Origin of the sequence: Methylocapsa acidiphila B2 (assembly GCF_000427445.1) — a bacterium.
GTDB classification, from domain to species: Bacteria; Pseudomonadota; Alphaproteobacteria; order Rhizobiales; family Beijerinckiaceae; genus Methylocapsa; species Methylocapsa acidiphila.
Window position 1 is genome coordinate 3354516 of the sequence record NZ_KE386496.1, and the last position, 17872, is coordinate 3372387.

Genomic DNA, 17872 nt, shown 5'->3' on the forward strand with positions numbered 1-17872 from the left:
AATGAGGGCGTTGAAAATCTCTCACCTTGATTTGCCTCAAGGCGTCTCGCGACTTCCGGGGGAAAGGAAGGCGCGCCTCCGCCCAAACGTTTGCGTCTTCGCTTGGGGATTCGATCGAGCGTGACGGCGCCGCCGGAGACCACTCTGGAGGAGAAGGTCGCATTCCTCGCGAGCCCGGCGTCCTATCGCCCGCAGCCGCCGGAGGTTGCAACGAAGGAGACGCATATGTCATGGGTCTTCCTGGCCGGCGATCGCGCCTATAAGCTCAAAAAGCCTGTCCGCGCGTCTTTCCTCGACTTCACCACCCTCGACGCGCGCGAAAAGGATTGCCGCGAGGAACTGCGGCTCAACCGCCGGTTCGCTGAAGACGTCTATCTCGGCGTTGCGCCATTGACGCGAAGCGCCGCAGGCCGACTCTCGATCGATGGGGAGGGGCTGCCGATCGACTGGCTGGTGGTCATGCGTCGTCTTCCGCGCGATCGCATGCTCGACAGCGCGATCGAAGCCGGCGTTGTCGGCCGGATCGAGGCCACGTCGGTCGCCGAGCGGCTCGCCGAATTCTACAAGCGCGCTGAGCCCGCCGATATCGCGCCGGACGCCTATGTCGCGAATTTTCTCGAAGAGCATGCGCAAAACAAGGCGGTTCTGACTGCGCCGCAATTCGACCTCGACGGCGCTCGCGTCGCCGAGATCCTGCGGTTTGTCGAGCATATGTTGCGAGACGGCAACGAGCTTTTGAAAGCCCGCGTCGAAAGCCGCAGGATCGTCGAGGGGCATGGCGATCTGAGGCCTGAGCATGTCTGCCTCGGCGACCCTCCTATGTTGATTGATTGCCTCGAGTTCAATCGGCGAATGAGGCTTGTCGATCCGGTCGACGAGCTGACCTATCTGGGACTCGAATGTAGCCTGCTCGGCGCGGATTGGATCGCGCCTCTCCTCCTCGACGTCTATCGCGAGCGGTCGGGCGACGCGCCGTCGCCTGAGATCATCGCTTTCTATCGAGCCTATCGCGCTTGCCTGCGCGCGCGGCTGTCGCTCATCCATATTCTGGAGCATGACCGGCGCAAGCCGGAAAAATGGTTGCCGCTGGCGCGGCGCTATCTCGAGCGCGCGGCGCCTGAGCGAGTCACGCCAGACCTTGCAGCACGGAGTTGATCGAATTGCCTTCGTGGAGCGCCAGTATGGCTTCGGCGAAAAGCGGCGCGGCGCTGATGATCTCGACGTGGGAATCGACCACCCCTTTTTCGAGCCGGAACGGCGGCACAGTGTCGGTGATGAAGATCTTGGCGAGATGCGGATCTTGCAATGCGGTCGCGGCCTCGCCGGTGAAGAGCCCGTGGGCGGCGAAAGCATAGATCGCCGCAGCGCCCGCGTCGTGAAGGGCTTGCGCCGCGCGCGCCATAGTGGCGCCGCTGGCTATCAGATCGTCGACGACGAGCGCCGCAGCGCCGGCCACATCTCCGACGAGGAGATTGCCGGTGATGACGCCGGCGCTGCGGCGCTTTTCCATGAAAGCCCCGCCGACCGGCCTGCCGAGCAGGCGCTCCAGCGTTTCGCGAAAGAGCTGCGCCCGCTTCACGCCGCCCGGGTCCGGCGAGGCCACGACGACGGGCGCGCCGCCGACGAGCGCAAAGGCGCGTTCGGCGAACAGCCGTTGCGTGTCGAGATGGATCGTCTCGCAGCGAAAGGCGTTCTGGAACGCGACGACATTATGGGCGTCGAGCGTGATGATGCGGTCGGCGTCGACGGCTTCGAGGATTTGCGCGACATATCGGGTGGTCACCGGATCGCGCGGCTTTGTCTGCCGATCCTTGCGGCTATAGGCGAGATAGGGAATGACCGCCGTGACTCGCGCCGCGCCATTCTCTTTCATGGTCGCAAGAAAGAATAGAAGCCGGCAGAGCTTGTCATTGGGCGATTGGTCGGGGCCGCCATGCAGGCTTTGGACAATGTAGACATCCTCCCCGCGCACGCTGACGAGCGGCCGCGCCTTGTGCTCCCCGTCCTCGAACTCGCGCTCTTCATGCGCGCTCAGCTTGACCCGGAGCGCTGCGGCGATCTTTTCGCCGAAGGTCTTTGTGGCGTTGAGGGCGAAGAGCTGCATCACTGATACCTATTTCGGCCCCGACAAGGCTCGATTGATTTCGATCAAGTCGACGCGCGCGACGCTCTTGCCCGAGTCTTTCCGGCGGCTTGATCTGTCGCAAGGATTTTTCAAGGCCCATCGTCCAATATGGCTCGGCGCCAGCGAACATGGACGCGGCGATGCGATCTTTGCAAGAGCTAGACGACGTCGTGCGCGATACGACGAATTGTGTGGATGATCTTGCCCTTTGGCTTGGTTGGCGGAATCGCAATAGGACCTATGCAGATTTGATCGCCGCCTTGCATGCGCTGCGCGATTGGCCGCCGCGCGAAGAGTCGGTCTATGTAGGCGGATGTTTGCCGCCTTTGCTGAGCGGCCCGAGCTCGAAGATGCAATGGCCTTTACGCCGAAGGGCTTTCACAGGTTTTGGCCGAGCTGAAACGAAGGGCGGGAGAGCCATCGACATGAGCACTGCGGATAATTGCGCGGGGAGGGTCGTATGAGCCAGCAATTCACCCTTGTGATTGGACCGAAGTCGAGGAGCAAGCATTTGTCCTATAACGAAAGCGTCGACGAGGACGCGAAGTTGATCGAGTCCGAGCCGGTCGAGATCGAGGCGGAAGTTCCGGCCGAGGAGAACGAGCCAATCGAGGGCGGCCAGGAGGAGGATCCGGCGACCCCGGCCTTCGAGGAATAATGCGTTCCCTTCACATCGGCTCCGACGGATGTGGCCCATTCATCGGCTCGCCGTCTGCTTCGTCAGAGCCGGCCGGGAAGCGCGCCAGAATGTCGATGACTTCCTGATCCGTCGTCTGGCGGAAATCGTCATAGAAATAGCCGATCGCGCCGAAGATCTCGTGATCCTCGAGGCAGACGACCACATCGGCTTCGTCGCGCAGCGTGGGCAGTGCTTCCGTCGGCGCGACGGGCACAGCGAGCACCAGCTTGCGCGGTCGCCGCGCGCGAATGGCCTGAAGCGCGGCGCGGGTCGTCGCGCCGGTCGCTACTCCATCGTCGATGATGATGACAAGCCGTCCCTCGATTTCGGCTCTCTCGCGCGCGCCGATATAGCGCTGGCGGCGCCGTTCGATCTCGGCGAGTTCCTCTGCGCAGACCGCTTCAAACTCCGCCTCGCCGACTCCGGCGATGCGGATCACGTCCTCGTTCCGGACAATGATCGGCGCGCGGCCGTCTACGATGGCGCCCATGGCCAATTCGGGTTGCGAAGGCGCGCCGATCTTGCGCACGAGGATAAGGTCGAGCGGGGCGTGAAGCGCGGCGGCGACCTCAGCGGCGACCGGCGCGCCGCCGCGCGGCAAAGCGAGGATAATGGGGCGCTGATCCTTGAATTTCGCGAGCCGCGCAGCCAATCGCCGCCCCGCGTCCGATCGATCCCTGAAACTCATCTGCGCCTCGCTCGCTCCAACCCGATGAATCAAGGCGACGGCGTCGCGATGAGGTGGCGCTGGAACCATTCCGCGGCGTGATCGATCACGGATTCGAGCGCGCCGGGCTCGGGAAAGAGATGGGTCGCGCCGGGCACGATTTCCAACGCTTTTGGTCCCTTGAGCCGAGCAAAGGCCTGTGCGTTGAGCTCGATGACGACGTCGTCGGCGCCGCCCACGATCAGAAGCGTCGGCGTGCGGATATGATCGAGCGCGGCGCCGGCGAGATCGGGACGTCCGCCGCGCGAGACGATCGCGCCCACTCGATCGCCGAGCCGCGCTGCGGCGACAAGCGCGGCCGCCGCGCCCGTGCTGGCTCCAAAGAGCCCGATGCGCAACATTCGGGTGATCGGCTCGCGGGCGACCCAGTCGACGGCGGAAGCGACGCGTTCGGCCAGAAGCGGAATATCGAACACATTCGCCCGATCGGCCTCTTCCGCCTCGGTGAGGAGATCAAACAAGAGCGTCGCGATCCCTCGATCGTTCAGCGCCTCGGCGACCGCCCTATTGCGTCGGCTGAGCCTACTCGAGCCGCTGCCATGCGCGAAGACGACAAGCGCCTTGGCGTCTAAGGGAACGCGCAAGTCGCCGATGAGCTCGACCGGCGGAATGACGATTTTTTGAGCTTCGACCGCCCGATGCATCGTCGCTCCTGTTTGGGGCGGTGGGGAGAGGAACGGACTCGGAACTCGCGTTATCTGTCCGCATCTCGATCCAAAATCATCATGGCTAGCGATAGACCAGAACCGGGACGGTGCTGTGGGTGAGCACCTTCACGGTCTCGCTGCCGAGAACGACGGCGGAGAGGCCGCGCCGGCCGTGCGACGCCATGACGATGAGGTCGCAATGTTGGTTGGTCGCGGCGTCGATGATCGCCTGATAGGGATGATCGTTCTCGACATACATGACGTCGCAACTGACGTCTTGCGCCAAGGCCTCGGCCTTGACCTGGTCGAGGCATTTGGTCGCGAAGCTCACCAAATGCTTCCTGTAGTCGTCCATCGTTTCCGAAACGATCTCGGGCTCGAGCGCGAAGAGCTGGCCCGGCGTGATGACCGTCAGGCTCGTGACCTTGGCCTTGGTCGCCTTGGCCAGGGCGACGCCATGTTGTATGGCTGATTTGGAGAGTTCGGAGCCATCGGTAGGGATGAGAATATGCTTGTACATGCGGCCGCTTCTCCGGTGGATTTGCTCTCCGCCCTCACATACGCCCTTGCCTCGATGCGGCTTTGATTTCCCTCAAATCAAGATCGCGTCCAACGCGTCTGATCTAGCTCAAGGATCGCCGCTCCGAGCCGTGACAGGCTTCGGCCGATCGGCGAGATGCAGGACTAAATGTCCAACATCGTCCGCAGACGAGAGAGTGAGGGCGATGCCGGTTCATAACGCCGAGATCGCCGCGATGTTGGACCAGGCGGCGGAACTTCTCGAGATCGGGGGCGCCGATCCGGTTCAGAGCCGCGCCTATCGTCGCGCCGCGCGAGCCGTCGAAGGCTTGCCGACGAGCGCCGAGACCATGCTGAAAGCCGGGGTGGATCTTTCGCAGCTGCCCGGAATCGGGAAGCGCCTCGCCGGCGAGATCGCTGCGATCGTGGCGACGGGAAAATTCGATCTTTTGGAGCGGCTCAAAAACGCCGCTTCCGCGGAGTTGGCCGCGATCGCAGCGATTCGGGGGCTCGGGCCGAAGCGCGCGAAACTCATCCATGAGAAGCTCGGCGTCGGCTCGATCGAAGATCTGCGCCGCGTCGTCAGTTCCGGACGCTTGCGCAAGCTGCGCGGCTTCGGGCCCAAGCTCGAGCAGGCGATCCTCGGCGCGCTCGACAAGCCAGTTGTGGAGAAGCGTTTCAAGCTCCGTGACGCGGAGGCCGAGGCGATGGCGCTCATCGACTGGCTTCGGAGCGATTTGGAGCAAGGCCGCGCTCTCGTGGCGGGCAGCTTTCGCCGCCGCCGCGAGAGCGTGGGAGATTTGGACATCCTCATGACTTCCGCTCAAGCCTCGCGCGTCGGGAACAGGCTCGCGGCTTATGAAAACGTCGCGCATGTTTCAACCCGCGGCGCGAAGCGGGCGACGGTCGTTCTACGCTCGGGACTACGGGTCGATCTTCGCGTCACAGCCGAGGAGAGCTACGGCGCGGCCTTGCTCTATCTGACGGGTTCCAAGGCGCATAATGTCGCCCTGCGCAACCGCGCGCTGGAGCGTGGATTGAAGCTCAACGAGCATGGGCTCTTCCACGGCGAGCGGCGCATCGCCGGCGCGACCGAGGAGGAGATCTACGCCAGCCTCGGGCTCGCCTTCACGCCGCCCGAGCTGCGCGAGGATCGCGGCGAAATCGCGCTCGCCGGGATGAACATGTTGCCCCATCTCGTGTCCCTCTCGGACATTAGGGGCGACCTTCATATCCGCTCGAACTGGGGCGACGGCGACGCGCCCATCGCCGACATGGTCGCCGCGGCGGCGGCGCGCGGCTATTCCTATGTTTGCCTGACCGACCACAGCCGGCGTCGCGGGTTTGGACATGGATCGGCCGCAGAAAGACTCCTCCGCCGGATCGACGAGATCGATCGGATCAATGCGCAGTCGAGCAGGATCGCCGCGCTCAAAGGCGTCGAGGTCGATATTCTCGCCGACGGCCGACTCGACCTTCCCGACAAGATCCTGTCGCGGCTCGATCTCGTCATCGCCGCGGTCCGCTCCAAATTCGATCTTTCGCGCGAACGGCAGACCGAGCGGATCATTCGCGCGATGGATAATCGACATGTCTCAATTCTCGCTCATCCGACCAGCCGGCTGATCGGCGCGCGCGCGCCCTGCGAGGTGGATATGGAGCGCGTGATCTTGGCGGCGCATGAGCGCGGCTGCCATCTGGAGCTGTGCGCGCGGTTGGATCGGCCGGACCTCGGCGATCTCCACGCGCAGGCGGCGAAGGCGATGGGCGTCAAGGTCGCGATCTCGACCGACGCCCGTTCCACGGCCGAATTGGATGATATGCGCTACGGCGTCGATCAGGCGCGGCGCGGCTGGCTCGAGCCTAGCGATGTGATCAATACGCGGCCGCTGCCAGAAGTGAAGAAGCTGCTCGCGCGGTAGCGGGCATTCGACGGATTTGTAGCGATGGGGGGCTACGCCACCCGCAACGCCTCGACAGCCTCCCAAAGCTCGTCGTAATGGCTGATGATCCGGTCGGGCGCGAAGAGTCCGATTGGCTTGTCCGTATAGCCGAAATCGACGGCCACGACCGGGACATTGGCGTTGCGCGCCGTGTCTATGTCGGTCTTGGAATCGCCCACCATGACGGCGCGGCTTCGGTCGCCGCCCGCGCGCTCGATCGTCTTGAGCAAGGCGCCGCCGTCGGGCTTGCTCACCGCGAATGTGTTCTTGCCGCAGATCGCCCGGAACCGATCGGCGACGCCGAGCGCGCTCAGCAGCAGAACCGAGGGATATTCGATCTTGTTGGTGCAGACGGCGAAGGCCCAGCCCGCCGCCTCGAACCGATCGAGCGCTTCGGCGACGCCCGGAAAGAGGACGGTCGCGTCGGCGATATGCTGCTCGTAATGGGCGAGAAAGGCCTCGAACAGCTGGTCGAGGCGGGAGTCGCTCACTTTCACGCCATGCGCCGCAAGGCCGCGCTGAATCAGGGTCCGCGCTCCGGCGCCGACCATGGCCCTGGCCTCGTCGAAGCCGAGGCCAGACAGGCCTTCGCCCGCGAGGATGGCGTTCAAGGTCGCCACGAGATCGCAGGCCGTGTCGGCGAGCGTGCCGTCGAGATCGAAAACGAGGAGAGGTTGAATGGAGGCGTCTTGCTGCATTGCACAACATTTAAGATGCGTCACGGAGATGGTCAAGGCGCGCCACAGCCTTTCCCATGGCGGCTCTTCGCGCCGCGGCTTATAAGCGAATATCCGATTCGTCGCCCGAGAATCGTTTATCGGGGAGCTGACATGATGGGGGTCTTGCGTTTCCTCAGCGCGGCGGCGCGTCGCTATTTCGTCGCGCTCGCCGCGACTATCGGCATGGCGCAGGGCGCGTTTGCGGCGAATTACGAGTTTCTCGCCTGCCCCGCGACCGATCTCAACCGCGTCTATCGTCTCGATCGGGCGACGGGCGAAATCGGCGCCTGCCAATATGGGTTGAAGGAGGGCTCGGTCGGCGTCACGCTGTGCTATCCGCCGGGCGAGGGCGCGGGACCGCAGGCGCCGAGCGAGTATTCTCTTGTTTCATCCCGCCATGTGGGCGAGAGCGGCGTCTTCCGGGTCGATTTGCGCACCGGCATGATGTCGGTCTGCTATGTCCTGAACGACGCCGTCGTCTGCACGCCTCAGGCGCGGTGAGCCTCGCCGTGTCGCGTGATCCGAAGCGTTGCGGTAGGGTTGACGCGGGCGGCCGCAAAGGACTAACCCCCCTCTGCGGAATATTTCCGGCTTCTAAACTCACGCGAGCGCTTCATGGCCGCCCTTAATCCGGATGACGCGAAGCGCCTGGCCGCCGCCAGGGCGCTTGAGCTCGTGAGGCCGGGCATGCGCCTCGGGCTCGGCACGGGGACGACGGCGGCGCATTTCGTCGAGCAGCTCGGCGCGCGCGTCGCGGGGGGGCTTGAGGTCGTTTGCGTCCCCACGTCGGAACGCACGCGGACTCAGGCCGAGCTGTTCTCGATCCCGCTTTCGACGATCGACGCCACGCCGGAGCTTGACCTGACCGTCGACGGCGCCGACGAGTTCGATCCGCAATTGCGCTTGATCAAGGGCGGCGGCGGCGCGCATTTGCGCGAAAAGATTGTCGCCATGGCTTCGCGGCGCATGATCGTGATCACGGATTCGTCGAAAGCTGTGGCGACGCTCGGCAAATTTCCGCTGCCGGTCGAGGTCAATGTCTTCGGCCTCGAGGTCACGAGGCGCATGATCCTAGCGGCAGCCGAATCCAGCGGCTGCTTCGGCGAGGTCCGTCTGCGCAAAAATCCGAGCGGCCATCCTTTCGTCAGCGATAATGGGCATTTTATCGTCGATTGTTTTCTCGGCGCGATTCCGCAGCCGGATCAGCTGGCGGCGCACCTTTCCGCCATTCCTGGCGTGGTCGAGCATGGGTTGTTCATCGGCGTCGCCAAGGCGGTGATCTGCGCTGGGCCTGACGGCCTTGAAATTTTCGGTGAGCTCGAATGACTGCTCGGGTCCGAGGTTCGGTTGGGTTTTCGCCTTTTGCGAGTCTTTTCTCGCGCAAGAGCGCTTATCGACCGAATGGGTTCATTCGGTTGATAAGAAATCGCTCCAACTTCAAAAACTGGCGCATATTCTCGTCGATCAGATTTGTTCAATCTGATCGACGAGAATATGCCTTAGGCTGCAAAAAGGGAGTTCTTCGCTTGCGCACGAGCTTTGAGAATCGCAGATCGCGGCCAGCCCTTCGTCTCGTCCTCGCGCTGGCGCTCCTGCTCCCGGGCGCCTTGGCAGCCTCAGCGCAGCAGCCTGCGCCCCCAAACCCGGCGCAAGGCGCCGCGGCGCAGCCGGCCCCGAGCCCTGCTCAGCTCGCGCTCGCGCGGCGGCTCGTCGTCGCCTCCGGCATGTCACGCTCTTTCATCGTCGTCATTCCGCAATTCATGGATCAGATCGCGACCTCGCTCACGCAAACGCGGCCAGAGCTGATCCGCGATCTCAACGCCGTGCTGACCGATCTGAAGCCCGAATTCGACAAGCAGGCCGATGAAATGATCGATCTCGCGGCGGACATCTACACGAAGCGCATGAGCGAGCAGGACTTGAAGGCGGCGGTGAGCTTTTTCGAAAGCGCCGCCGGCAAGCAATATGTCGACACGCAGCCGGCGTTCCTGAGCGACGTCGTCGCCTCGATGCAGGCTTGGCAAGGCAAGATCTCGACCAATATGATGACGCGAGTCCGAGCCGCGATGAAGGCGAAGGGCCACGAGATCTGATCGGGCGGACCGCCGCCGGCCTCTCCATCGCCGCTTCGCATCAGTCTTGCTTGGTTTGTCCTCGTGGCTGCGGCCTCTCGCGACGGCGCCGCGCCGATGCGAGGCGCGTTCCGGCGACTTGTTCCTGATGATTCATACAGAGCGCAGCGGCGTCGATTTTCGGCGCGGCGGGCGAGGGAGGCGCAGCCGTGTCCGATTTTGACGTTGATCTTTTCGTGATCGGCGCGGGATCCGGCGGTGTTCGCGCGGCGCGGATCGCCGCCGGCTATGGCGCGAAGGTGGTGGTCGCCGAGGAGTTTCGCGTCGGCGGCACTTGCGTCATTCGCGGCTGCGTGCCGAAGAAGCTCATGGTCTATGCGAGCCGCTTCGCCGATGATTTCGTCGACGCCGCAGGCTTCGGCTGGAGCCTCTCGCCGCCCCAATTCGACTGGGCGAAGCTCGTCGCCGCGAAAGAGAAGGAAATCTCCCGTCTTTCCGCCATCTACCGGGCCAATCTCGACAAGGCGGGCGTCGCGATCCTCGACAGCCGGGCGGAGGTGCTCGATCCGCATACGGTGCGCATCGTCGCCGAGGACCGCTTGATGCGCGCGCGATATATTCTCGTGGCGACGGGCGGGGCGCCGGTCCTTGAGCCCGACGTTCCCGGCCGCGAGCACGCCATCACCTCGAACGAGATTTTCGATCTCGCCGAATTGCCCAAGCGCCTCGTGATCGTAGGCGGCGGCTATATAGCCGTCGAGTTCGCCTCCATCTTCGCCCGGCTCGGAACCAAGGTCACTCTGGCTTTGCGCGGCGACAATGTGCTGCGCGGCTTCGACGAAGACATGCGCGTCGGCGTGCGCGACGCGCTCCGCCACGCTGGCGTCGATTTCAAATTCGGCATGCTGCCGATGGGCATAGAGAAGAACGACAAGGGCTTCGGCGTCTCCTTGACCAAGGGCGAGTTCATTGAGGCCGATCAGGTGATGATCGCGACCGGCCGCAGGCCGCACACGCATGGGCTCGGTCTCGAGAAGGCGGGCGTCGCGCTGGACAGGGTCGGCGCCGTCGAGGTCGACGCCTTCTCGAAATCCAATGTCGAATCTATCTACGCCGTCGGGGACGTGACCAATCGGGTCGCTTTGACGCCCGTCGCGATCCGCGAGGGACACGCCTTCGCCGACACGGTCTTCGGCGGCAAGCCGACCGCCGTGTCGCACGCCAATATTCCGACCGCCGTCTTCACCACGCCGGAACTTGGAACCGTCGGCCTCACCGAGGCGGAGGCGCGGGAGGCCTGTGATTGCGTCGATATTTACGAGGCGAGCTTTCGGCCGCTGAAGGCGACGCTGTCGGGGCGCGCGGACAAGACCCTGATGAAGATCGTCGTCGATGGGCTGACCGACCGCGTGCTCGGCGTCCATGTTCTCGGCGACGACGCTGGCGAAATGGCGCAGCTTTTGGGGATCGCGGTCAATCTCGGCGCCAAAAAGGCCGATTTCGACGCGACCATGGCCGTCCATCCGACCTCCGCCGAGGAACTCGTCACCATGCGGACGCGCACGGCCCGCTACCAGCGCGAGGCGATCGGCGAGGGAGGGCCGGGGGCGGCTCTCGCCGATCCCTGAGCGGGAAATCGCTCAGAAATATCGCTATTTCCGAAAACCCTATATAAGGCGGGTCGGAAAATGAGGCTTTGAGCCGCGAGTTTGGCCTGCGCCGACAAACGCCGCCAAAACCGCCGCAGTTGTTCGCGCCCTGGAGGGGTGCGTTCCAGGGAGATCTGAACCTATGCCTATGGACCCTTGGTCGCCCGCGAGCTGGAGAAGCAAGCCGATCGAGCAAACGCCGGTTTACGCCGATCGCGCGGCGCTGGCTGACGTCGAGCGCCAGCTTGCTGGATTTCCGCCCCTCGTCTTCGCCGGCGAGGCGCGCGAACTCAAGACCATGCTCGGCAAGGTTGCCAAAGGCGAGGCCTTTCTGCTCCAGGGCGGCGATTGCGCCGAGAGCTTCGCCGAGCATTCGGCCGACAATATTCGCGATTTCTTTCGCGTCTTCCTGCAAATGTCGGTCGTGGCGACTTTCGCGGCCGCGCTTCCGGTCGTGAAGGTCGGCCGCATTGCCGGCCAATTCGCCAAGCCGCGTTCGGCGCCGATGGAAAAAATTGGCGATCTGGAGCTTCCGAGCTATCGCGGCGACATCATCAACGACATCGCCTTCGACGCCGCGGCGCGCGAGCCCGCGCCCGGCCGGCAGCTCGACGCCTATCGGCAGTCGGCCGCGACCTTGAATCTCATCCGCGCCTTCGCCTCCGGCGGCTACGCCAATCTGGAGAACGCGCATGGCTGGATGCTCGGCTTCGTCAAGGACAGCCCGCAATCGGCCCGTTATCAGGAACTCGCCGACCGCATCACCGAGACCCTCGGCTTCATGCGCGCGATCGGGCTCGACCCGGAATCGCATCCGGAGCTGCGTAAGACAGATTTCTACACCTCCCATGAGGCCTTGCTGCTCGGCTATGAGGAGGCGCTGACCCGAGTCGATTCGACCACTGGCGAGCCTTATGCGACCTCCGGCCATATGATCTGGATCGGCGACCGCACCCGCCAGCCGGATCACGCTCACATCGAATATGCGCGCGGCGTGAAAAATCCGATCGGCCTGAAATGCGGGCCGAGCCTCGCCCCCGACGAGCTGTTGAAGCTCATCGACATTTTGAACCCCGCCAATGAGCCCGGCCGGCTCACCCTGATCTGCCGTTTCGGCGCCGAGAAGGCGGCCGCGCATCTCCCCGGCCTCATCCGCGCCGTTGAGCGGGAAGGGTGCAGCATCGTCTGGTCCTGCGATCCGATGCATGGCAATACGGTGAAGGCGGCGTCCGGCTTCAAGACGCGGCCTTTCGACAAGATTATGAGCGAGATCCGCACCTTCTTCGCCGTGCACCAGGCCGAAGGCAGCTATGCCGGCGGCGTGCATCTCGAAATGACCGGCAAGAACGTCACCGAATGCATCGGCGGCGCGCGGGCGATTTCCGAGGCCGATCTGCATGATCGCTATCACACCTATTGCGATCCGCGGCTCAACGCCGAGCAGGCGATCGAGGTCGCATTCCTCGTCGCCGAGCTTTTAAAGGCCGAGCGCATCGGCCGCAGCGCGGCCGCCGCCGCCGAATAGGCTAGAGCGCTTTCTGATCGCATGGACTCATGCGATCGATTAAGAAATCGCTTGAGATTTAATGGTTGAGCCTATGTCGATCGGATTGATTCAATCCTGTCGACATAGGCTCTAGGCCAGGGCCCGGAATTCATGACGACCTTTCCCACGCTTTTCGTCTCGCATGGCGCGCCGAATCTTTTGCTGCATGAGAGTCCAGCGCGCGACTTCCTTGCGGGCTTCTGCCAGACGCTCGTCGATCGCGGCCTTGGCCGGCCGCAGGCGATCCTCGTCGCCTCAGCCCATTTCGAAATGGCGGTTCCCTCGGTCTGCGCCGATGAAAAGCCAGGGCTCATCTATGATTTCAAAGGCTTCGAGGAGGAGCTCTATAAGATCGACTATCCCGCGCCGGGCCTGCCGGGGCTTGCGACCATCGCCGCTGATCTCATCGAGCAATCGGGCTTTCCGGCGCAGGAGATCGTTGGCCGCGGCCTCGATCACGGCGTCTGGGTTCCGCTGAAGCTGATCTTTCCCGAGGCCGATATTCCCGTCGTGCAGATGGCGGTCCAGCCCGATCAGGGCGCTGGCCATCATATCGCGCTCGGCCGTGCGCTTGCGCCCTTGCGCAAGCATGGCGTGCTGATCATCGGCTCCGGCAGCCTGACCCACAATCTCAAAGAAGTGCTCCAGGGCGGACGCGTAGTCGATGCGCCGGTTCTCGACTGGGTTCAGGATTTCGAGGATTGGATCCTGACCAAGGCGGAAGCCGGCGCGATAGACGAGATCGCCGATTACCGCAGCCTCGCCCCGCATGCGCGGGAAAACCATCCGACCGAGGAGCATTTCCTGCCCTTCGCCTTCGCTTTCGGGGCGGCGGGAGAAGGCGCCAAGGGCGCGCGGGCGCATCATTCGGTCCAATATGGCGCCATGGCGATGGACGCCTATCTCTTCGAATGAACCCGGTGACGACGCAGCCCCAAGGGCCTGAGCCCGGCGGTCCCGCGAACCGTCTCGTCATCGGGCTCGCCCAGGTCAATTGCACGGTCGGCGACATCGCCGGCAATCTCGCCCGCATACGCGCCGCGCGGGCCGAGGCGGCCGGCTTCGGCGCCGACCTTTTGATGTTCTCCGAGCTTTTCATCAGCGGCTATCCGCCGGAAGACCTCGTCCTGAAGCCCGCCTTTCAGGAAGCCTGCCGCGCCGCCTGCGAGGAGATCGCGGCCGAGACCGCCGACGGCGGCCCGGCCATTCTCGTCGGCCTGCCTTGGGGCAAGGACAAGGACTGCTACAACGCCTATGCGCTTCTCGCCAATGGGCGGATCGAGGCGATGCGCTTCAAGGTCGATTTGCCGAATTACGGCGTCTTCGACGAAAAGCGCGTGTTCAAGCCGGGCCTGATGCCGGGGCCGATCGTCTTCAAGGGTGTGCGCATCGGCATTCCAATCTGCGAGGATATTTGGGGGCCGGACCCGGTCGAATGCATCGCCGAAACAGGCGGCGAAATTCTGCTCGTTCCCAATGGTTCGCCCTATTGGCGCGGCAAGACGGACGAGCGGCTCTCCATCGCCGCAGCCCGCGTTGTCGAGAGCGGATTGCCGCTCGTCTATCTGAACCAGTTCGGCGGTCAGGACGAGCTCGTGTTCGACGGCGCCTCCTTCGCGCTCAATGCCGATTGCTCGCTCGCCGTTCAACTCCCGGCCTTCGCGTCCATGGTCGCCAAGACCGTGTGGGAGCGGGGCGCGAACGGCTTTGTTTGCGTCGAGGGGCCGAAATTCAAGATTGCGGAGGATGACGAGGCCGATTACGCGGCCTGTGTGCTCGGCCTTCGCGACTATGTCGAGAAGAACGGTTTTCCCGGCGTCGTCATGGGGCTCTCGGGCGGGATCGACTCGGCGCTTTGCGCGGCGATCGCCGTCGATGCGCTGGGAGCCTCGCGCGTTCATTGCCTCATGCTGCCCTATCGCTACACCTCGAGCGAGTCCCTGGCGGATGCGGAGGCCTGCGCGCGCGCGCTCGGCGTCCGCTACGATATTCTGCCGATCGCGCCCGCAATGGAAGGATTCGAAAAGATCCTCGATCCCATTTTCAAGGGAACGTCGCCCGGAGTGACGGAGGAAAATATCCAGAGCCGCATTCGCGGCACGGCGCTGATGTCGGTCTCGAATAAGTTTGGGTCGATGCTGGTCACGACCGGCAACAAGTCGGAAATGTCGGTCGGCTATGCGACCATCTATGGCGATATGAACGGCGGGTTCAACCCGATCAAGGACCTCTACAAGATGGAGGTTTTTCGCCTTGCCGCGCTGCGCAACCGCTGGAAGCCGGAGGGCGCGCAAGGCCCCGACGGAGAGGTGATTCCCCGAAATATCATCGTGAAGCCGCCCTCCGCCGAGCTGCGCGAGAACCAAAAAGACCAGGACTCGCTGCCGCCTTATGAGTTGCTTGACGCCATTCTCGAAGGGCTGGTCGAGAAGGAGATGCGCGTCTCTGAACTTGTGGCATTGGGCCATGATGTCGAGACGGTGAAAAAGGTCGAGAGGCTGCTTTATCTCGCCGAATATAAGCGCCGCCAATCGGCGCCCGGCGTGAAGGTGACGAAGAAGAATTTCGGCCGCGACCGGCGCTATCCGATCGTCAACAGGTTTCGCGATTCGGGGTCTGTGGCGCCGACGGCGGGGGCGGGCGCTCCGGTTGGTCAAGAACGTGGCGAAGGCTGAAGCAGCCGGCGTCGGTCATGAGCGCGGATGGTTGTGGCTCAGCGCAGTTTTAGCGATTGGGGGAGGTGGTCGCCCGCTCAAGCCGCCGGGATGAAGCCAGCGCGCTAAAGCCAGCCCTTCGCCCTCGAACCGACGAATGACTATTTTCGATCAGAAGGAGGCATTCCGAAAGAGGCTGACGCTCATGATCTGCGGCCAGCGCCCTTCGTAAAGCGCCGAGGGACGCCTACGAGCGCCCGCGAGATGAAAGTAGCATATTTCCGGTCTGGCGCCGGTTGTGGGCAGAAAACCGCGCGATCCCGAATTGGCGGCACAGCGCCCCGTGCGATTTCTATCGCCTCAACCGAGGATCGCCTTGTGATGCGCAATATGGTCGGCCACGAAAGTGGAAATGAAATAATAGCCGTGATCGTAGCCTTCATGACGGCGCAGCGTCAGCTTCTGCCCGGCTTTCGCGCAAGCGGCCTCGAAGAGATGCGGATGCAATTCGCGCTCGAGGAATTGGTCCTTCAGGCCTTGGTCGATCAAGATCGGCGCCAAGCGGCGGCCGGACTCGATGAGCGCCGTCGCATCCCATTCCGCCCAGGCTTTGCGATCGGAACCGAGATAGTTCGAGAAAGCTTTCTCGCCCCAGGGACATGAGGAAGGCGCGACGATCGGCGCGAAAGCCGAGACGGAATGGAATTTGTCTGGATTTCTCAAGGCTGTGACGAGAGCGCCATGGCCGCCCATCGAATGGCCGAATATCCCCCACCGCGCCGGATCAACGGGGAAATGCGCTTCAATATAGGATGGCAATTCGCTCGCGACATAGGAGCCCATCCGATAAGCCTCGCGCCAGGGCTCGGCCGTGGCGTCGAGATAGAAGCCGGCGCCCTGCCCGAAATCCCAGCTCGCGTCGTCGCCCGGATAGCGGCGATCGCGCGGCGAGGTATCCGACGCGACCAGCACATAGCCGACCTTCGCCGCGTGCTGCTGCGCGCCCGCCTTCACGATGAAGGTTTCCTCGGTGCAGGTCAGTCCGGCGAGATAAAGAAGCGCAGGCGCCTTGCGGTCGCCGAGCCCTTCCGGAACAAAGACCGAGAAGCGCATGTCGCCGCCAATCTCTTTCGAGGAATGGCGATAGAATCCAACCTCGCCGCCAAAGCAGCGATGCCGGCTGATCTCAACGGGCGCGGACATCAGAACTCCACCACGGCGCGGATCGACTTGCCTTCGTGCATCAAGTCGAAACCTTCGTTAATCTTGTCGAGCGGCAACTTATGGGTGATGAGATCGTCGATATTGATTTTGCCGTCCATATACCAATCGACGATGCGCGGCACGTCGGTGCGCCCGCGGGCTCCGCCGAAGGCTGAACCCTTCCAGACGCGTCCGGTGACGAGCTGGAAGGGCCGCGTCTGGATTTCGGCGCCGGCGGCCGCGACGCCGATGATGATGCTCTGTCCCCACCCCTTGTGGCAACATTCGAGCGCCTGACGCATCACAGTGACATTGCCGGTGCAATCGAACGTATAATCTGCCCCGCCCTTGGTGAGATCGACGAGATAAGGGACGATGTCCTTGCCGCCGAGCTCCTTCGGATTGACGAAGTCCGTCATGCCGAACTTCTCCGCGATGGCCTTCTTCGAGTCGTTGATGTCGACGCCGACAATCTGGTCGGCTCCGATGAGCCGAAGGCCTTGAATCACATTGAGGCCTATGCCGCCGAGGCCAAAGACCACAGCGCGGCAACCGACCTCCGCCCGCGCCGTCCAAATGACCGCGCCGACGCCCGTCGTGACGCCGCAGCCGATATAACAGACTTTGTCGAATGGAGCGTCTTCGCGGATTTTCGCAAGCGCGATTTCCGGCGCCACAATATAGTTCGAGAAGGTCGAAGTGCCCATGTAGTGGTAGATGGGCTTGCCTTTATAGCTGAACCGCGACGTGCCGTCCGGCATCAGGCCCTTGCCCTGCGTTGCGCGAATCTTCTGACAGAGATTGGTCTTTTGGGAGAGGCAATATTCGCACTCGCGGCATTCCGGCGTATAGAGCGGAATGACGTGGTCGCCCTTCTTCAGCGAGGTGACGCCCGGCCCCACGTCGACGACGACGCCCGCGCCCTCATGGCCAAGCACGCTTGGGAAAATCCCCTCCGAATCAAGCCCCGACAGAGTGTAGGCGTCGGTATGGCAGATCCCAGTCGCCTTGATCTCGACCAAAACTTCGCCTTCACGGGGTCCATCAAGGTCGAGTTCGACGATCTCGAGCGGTTTCTTAGCTTCAAAGGCGACGGCTGCGCGCGTTTTCATGATTATCTGCCTCCGGCGAGATCGGATCTCGGATTTCTTGGCGCATGTCCGCGCGGGGTCGCATGGAAAAGGGCGAGATCCATGCGACGAAAACTTGCTACGGCGTTCGCGCGGAACGACTTAGCGCGCCTTGGCGTGAGCGGCAATAGGCTCGGTGGCGGCGTCTTTTCAGCCTTCAGTGGCGTTACGGCGCCAAAATTGACCGTCCGCTTCGCTTTAATTTCAGTCGTCGAAAGCTCTGGGTTGAATTTCCGCTGAGCTGCATTTCCCCGAAAGG

General features: G+C 63.2%; 17 protein-coding genes. 10 read left to right on the top strand and 7 right to left on the bottom strand.

What is annotated here, in order from left to right:
* Window positions 1-120 precede the first annotated feature (120 nt).
* Window positions 121-1155 (top strand): hypothetical protein, encoded by a 1035-nt coding sequence (locus METAC_RS24495; RefSeq protein ID WP_036256802.1) that lies wholly within the window; start codon window positions 121-123, stop codon window positions 1153-1155.
* On the opposite strand, the gene METAC_RS0118515 is transcribed toward METAC_RS24495, so the two are convergent.
* Window positions 1127-2104, bottom strand: coding sequence for a ribose-phosphate diphosphokinase (locus METAC_RS0118515; RefSeq protein WP_026608157.1), 978 nt, complete (start codon window positions 2102-2104; stop codon window positions 1127-1129). The two genes, METAC_RS24495 and METAC_RS0118515, sit on opposite strands and share 29 nt — an antisense overlap.
* 481 nt (window positions 2105-2585) lie before the next feature.
* Between METAC_RS0118515 and METAC_RS0118525 the strand changes: the two genes are divergently transcribed.
* Window positions 2586-2783 (top strand): hypothetical protein, encoded by a 198-nt coding sequence (locus METAC_RS0118525; RefSeq protein WP_026608158.1) that lies wholly within the window; start codon window positions 2586-2588, stop codon window positions 2781-2783.
* A gap of 10 nt (window positions 2784-2793) precedes the next feature.
* Here the strand turns inward: METAC_RS0118525 and METAC_RS0118530 are convergent, their stop codons facing one another.
* The 3 genes from METAC_RS0118530 to METAC_RS0118540 form a co-directional block, all read right to left on the bottom strand.
* Window positions 2794-3492 carry a phosphoribosyltransferase gene (locus METAC_RS0118530; RefSeq protein ID WP_026608159.1) on the bottom strand — a complete coding sequence of 233 codons (699 nt, stop codon included), beginning with the start codon at window positions 3490-3492 and terminating at the stop codon, window positions 2794-2796.
* Between the two features lie 29 nt (window positions 3493-3521).
* Window positions 3522-4175 (bottom strand): dienelactone hydrolase family protein, encoded by a 654-nt coding sequence (locus METAC_RS0118535; RefSeq protein ID WP_026608160.1) that lies wholly within the window; start codon window positions 4173-4175, stop codon window positions 3522-3524.
* A gap of 85 nt (window positions 4176-4260) precedes the next feature.
* Window positions 4261-4698, bottom strand: coding sequence for a universal stress protein (locus METAC_RS0118540; RefSeq protein ID WP_026608161.1), 438 nt, complete (start codon window positions 4696-4698; stop codon window positions 4261-4263).
* Window positions 4699-4903: 205 nt separating this feature from the next.
* Between METAC_RS0118540 and polX the strand changes: the two genes are divergently transcribed.
* Window positions 4904-6619 (top strand): DNA polymerase/3'-5' exonuclease PolX, encoded by a 1716-nt coding sequence (gene polX / locus METAC_RS0118545; RefSeq protein WP_026608162.1) that lies wholly within the window; start codon window positions 4904-4906, stop codon window positions 6617-6619.
* A 32-nt stretch (window positions 6620-6651) separates the two neighbouring features.
* Here the strand turns inward: polX and METAC_RS0118550 are convergent, their stop codons facing one another.
* The gene (locus METAC_RS0118550; protein ID WP_026608163.1) at window positions 6652-7338 is read right to left on the bottom strand and encodes an HAD-IA family hydrolase; all 687 of its coding nucleotides are present in this window, start codon (window positions 7336-7338) and stop codon (window positions 6652-6654) included.
* Window positions 7339-7470: 132 nt separating this feature from the next.
* Here METAC_RS0118550 and METAC_RS0118555 point away from each other — a divergent pair, with 132 nt between their 5' ends.
* The 7 genes from METAC_RS0118555 to METAC_RS24505 all read left to right on the top strand — a co-directional run bounded on the left by METAC_RS0118555 (window position 7471) and on the right by METAC_RS24505 (window position 15301).
* Window positions 7471-7860: a hypothetical protein gene (locus METAC_RS0118555; RefSeq protein ID WP_026608164.1), complete on the top strand. Its 390-nt coding sequence runs from the start codon at window positions 7471-7473 to the stop codon at window positions 7858-7860.
* A 114-nt stretch (window positions 7861-7974) separates the two neighbouring features.
* Window positions 7975-8685, top strand: a complete 711-nt coding sequence (gene rpiA, locus METAC_RS0118560; RefSeq protein ID WP_026608165.1) for a ribose-5-phosphate isomerase RpiA — start codon at window positions 7975-7977, stop codon at window positions 8683-8685.
* A 200-nt stretch (window positions 8686-8885) separates the two neighbouring features.
* On the top strand, window positions 8886-9452 hold the full coding sequence (locus METAC_RS0118570; protein ID WP_026608166.1) for a DUF2059 domain-containing protein: 567 nt from the start codon (window positions 8886-8888) through the stop codon (window positions 9450-9452).
* Between the two features lie 188 nt (window positions 9453-9640).
* Entirely contained in the window at window positions 9641-11059 is a 1419-nt protein-coding gene (gor, locus tag METAC_RS0118575) for a glutathione-disulfide reductase (protein WP_026608167.1), read from the top strand.
* A 169-nt stretch (window positions 11060-11228) separates the two neighbouring features.
* A complete protein-coding gene (locus tag METAC_RS0118580) occupies window positions 11229-12605 on the top strand; it encodes a class II 3-deoxy-7-phosphoheptulonate synthase (RefSeq protein ID WP_036255714.1) in 1377 nt (458 codons plus the stop codon).
* 132 nt (window positions 12606-12737) lie between these two features.
* Window positions 12738-13541, top strand: coding sequence for a DODA-type extradiol aromatic ring-opening family dioxygenase (locus METAC_RS0118585; protein WP_026608169.1), 804 nt, complete (start codon window positions 12738-12740; stop codon window positions 13539-13541).
* A 5-nt stretch (window positions 13542-13546) separates the two neighbouring features.
* Window positions 13547-15301: an NAD+ synthase gene (locus tag METAC_RS24505; RefSeq protein ID WP_245257523.1), complete on the top strand. Its 1755-nt coding sequence runs from the start codon at window positions 13547-13549 to the stop codon at window positions 15299-15301.
* A gap of 339 nt (window positions 15302-15640) precedes the next feature.
* Here METAC_RS24505 and fghA read toward each other — a convergent pair whose 3' ends face one another.
* Window positions 15641-16483: an S-formylglutathione hydrolase gene (gene fghA, locus METAC_RS0118595; protein ID WP_026608170.1), complete on the bottom strand. Its 843-nt coding sequence runs from the start codon at window positions 16481-16483 to the stop codon at window positions 15641-15643.
* On the bottom strand, window positions 16483-17595 hold the full coding sequence (locus tag METAC_RS0118600; RefSeq protein ID WP_026608171.1) for an S-(hydroxymethyl)glutathione dehydrogenase/class III alcohol dehydrogenase: 1113 nt from the start codon (window positions 17593-17595) through the stop codon (window positions 16483-16485). Before METAC_RS0118600 ends, fghA begins: the two co-directional genes overlap by 1 nt.
* Window positions 17596-17872 lie beyond the last annotated feature (277 nt).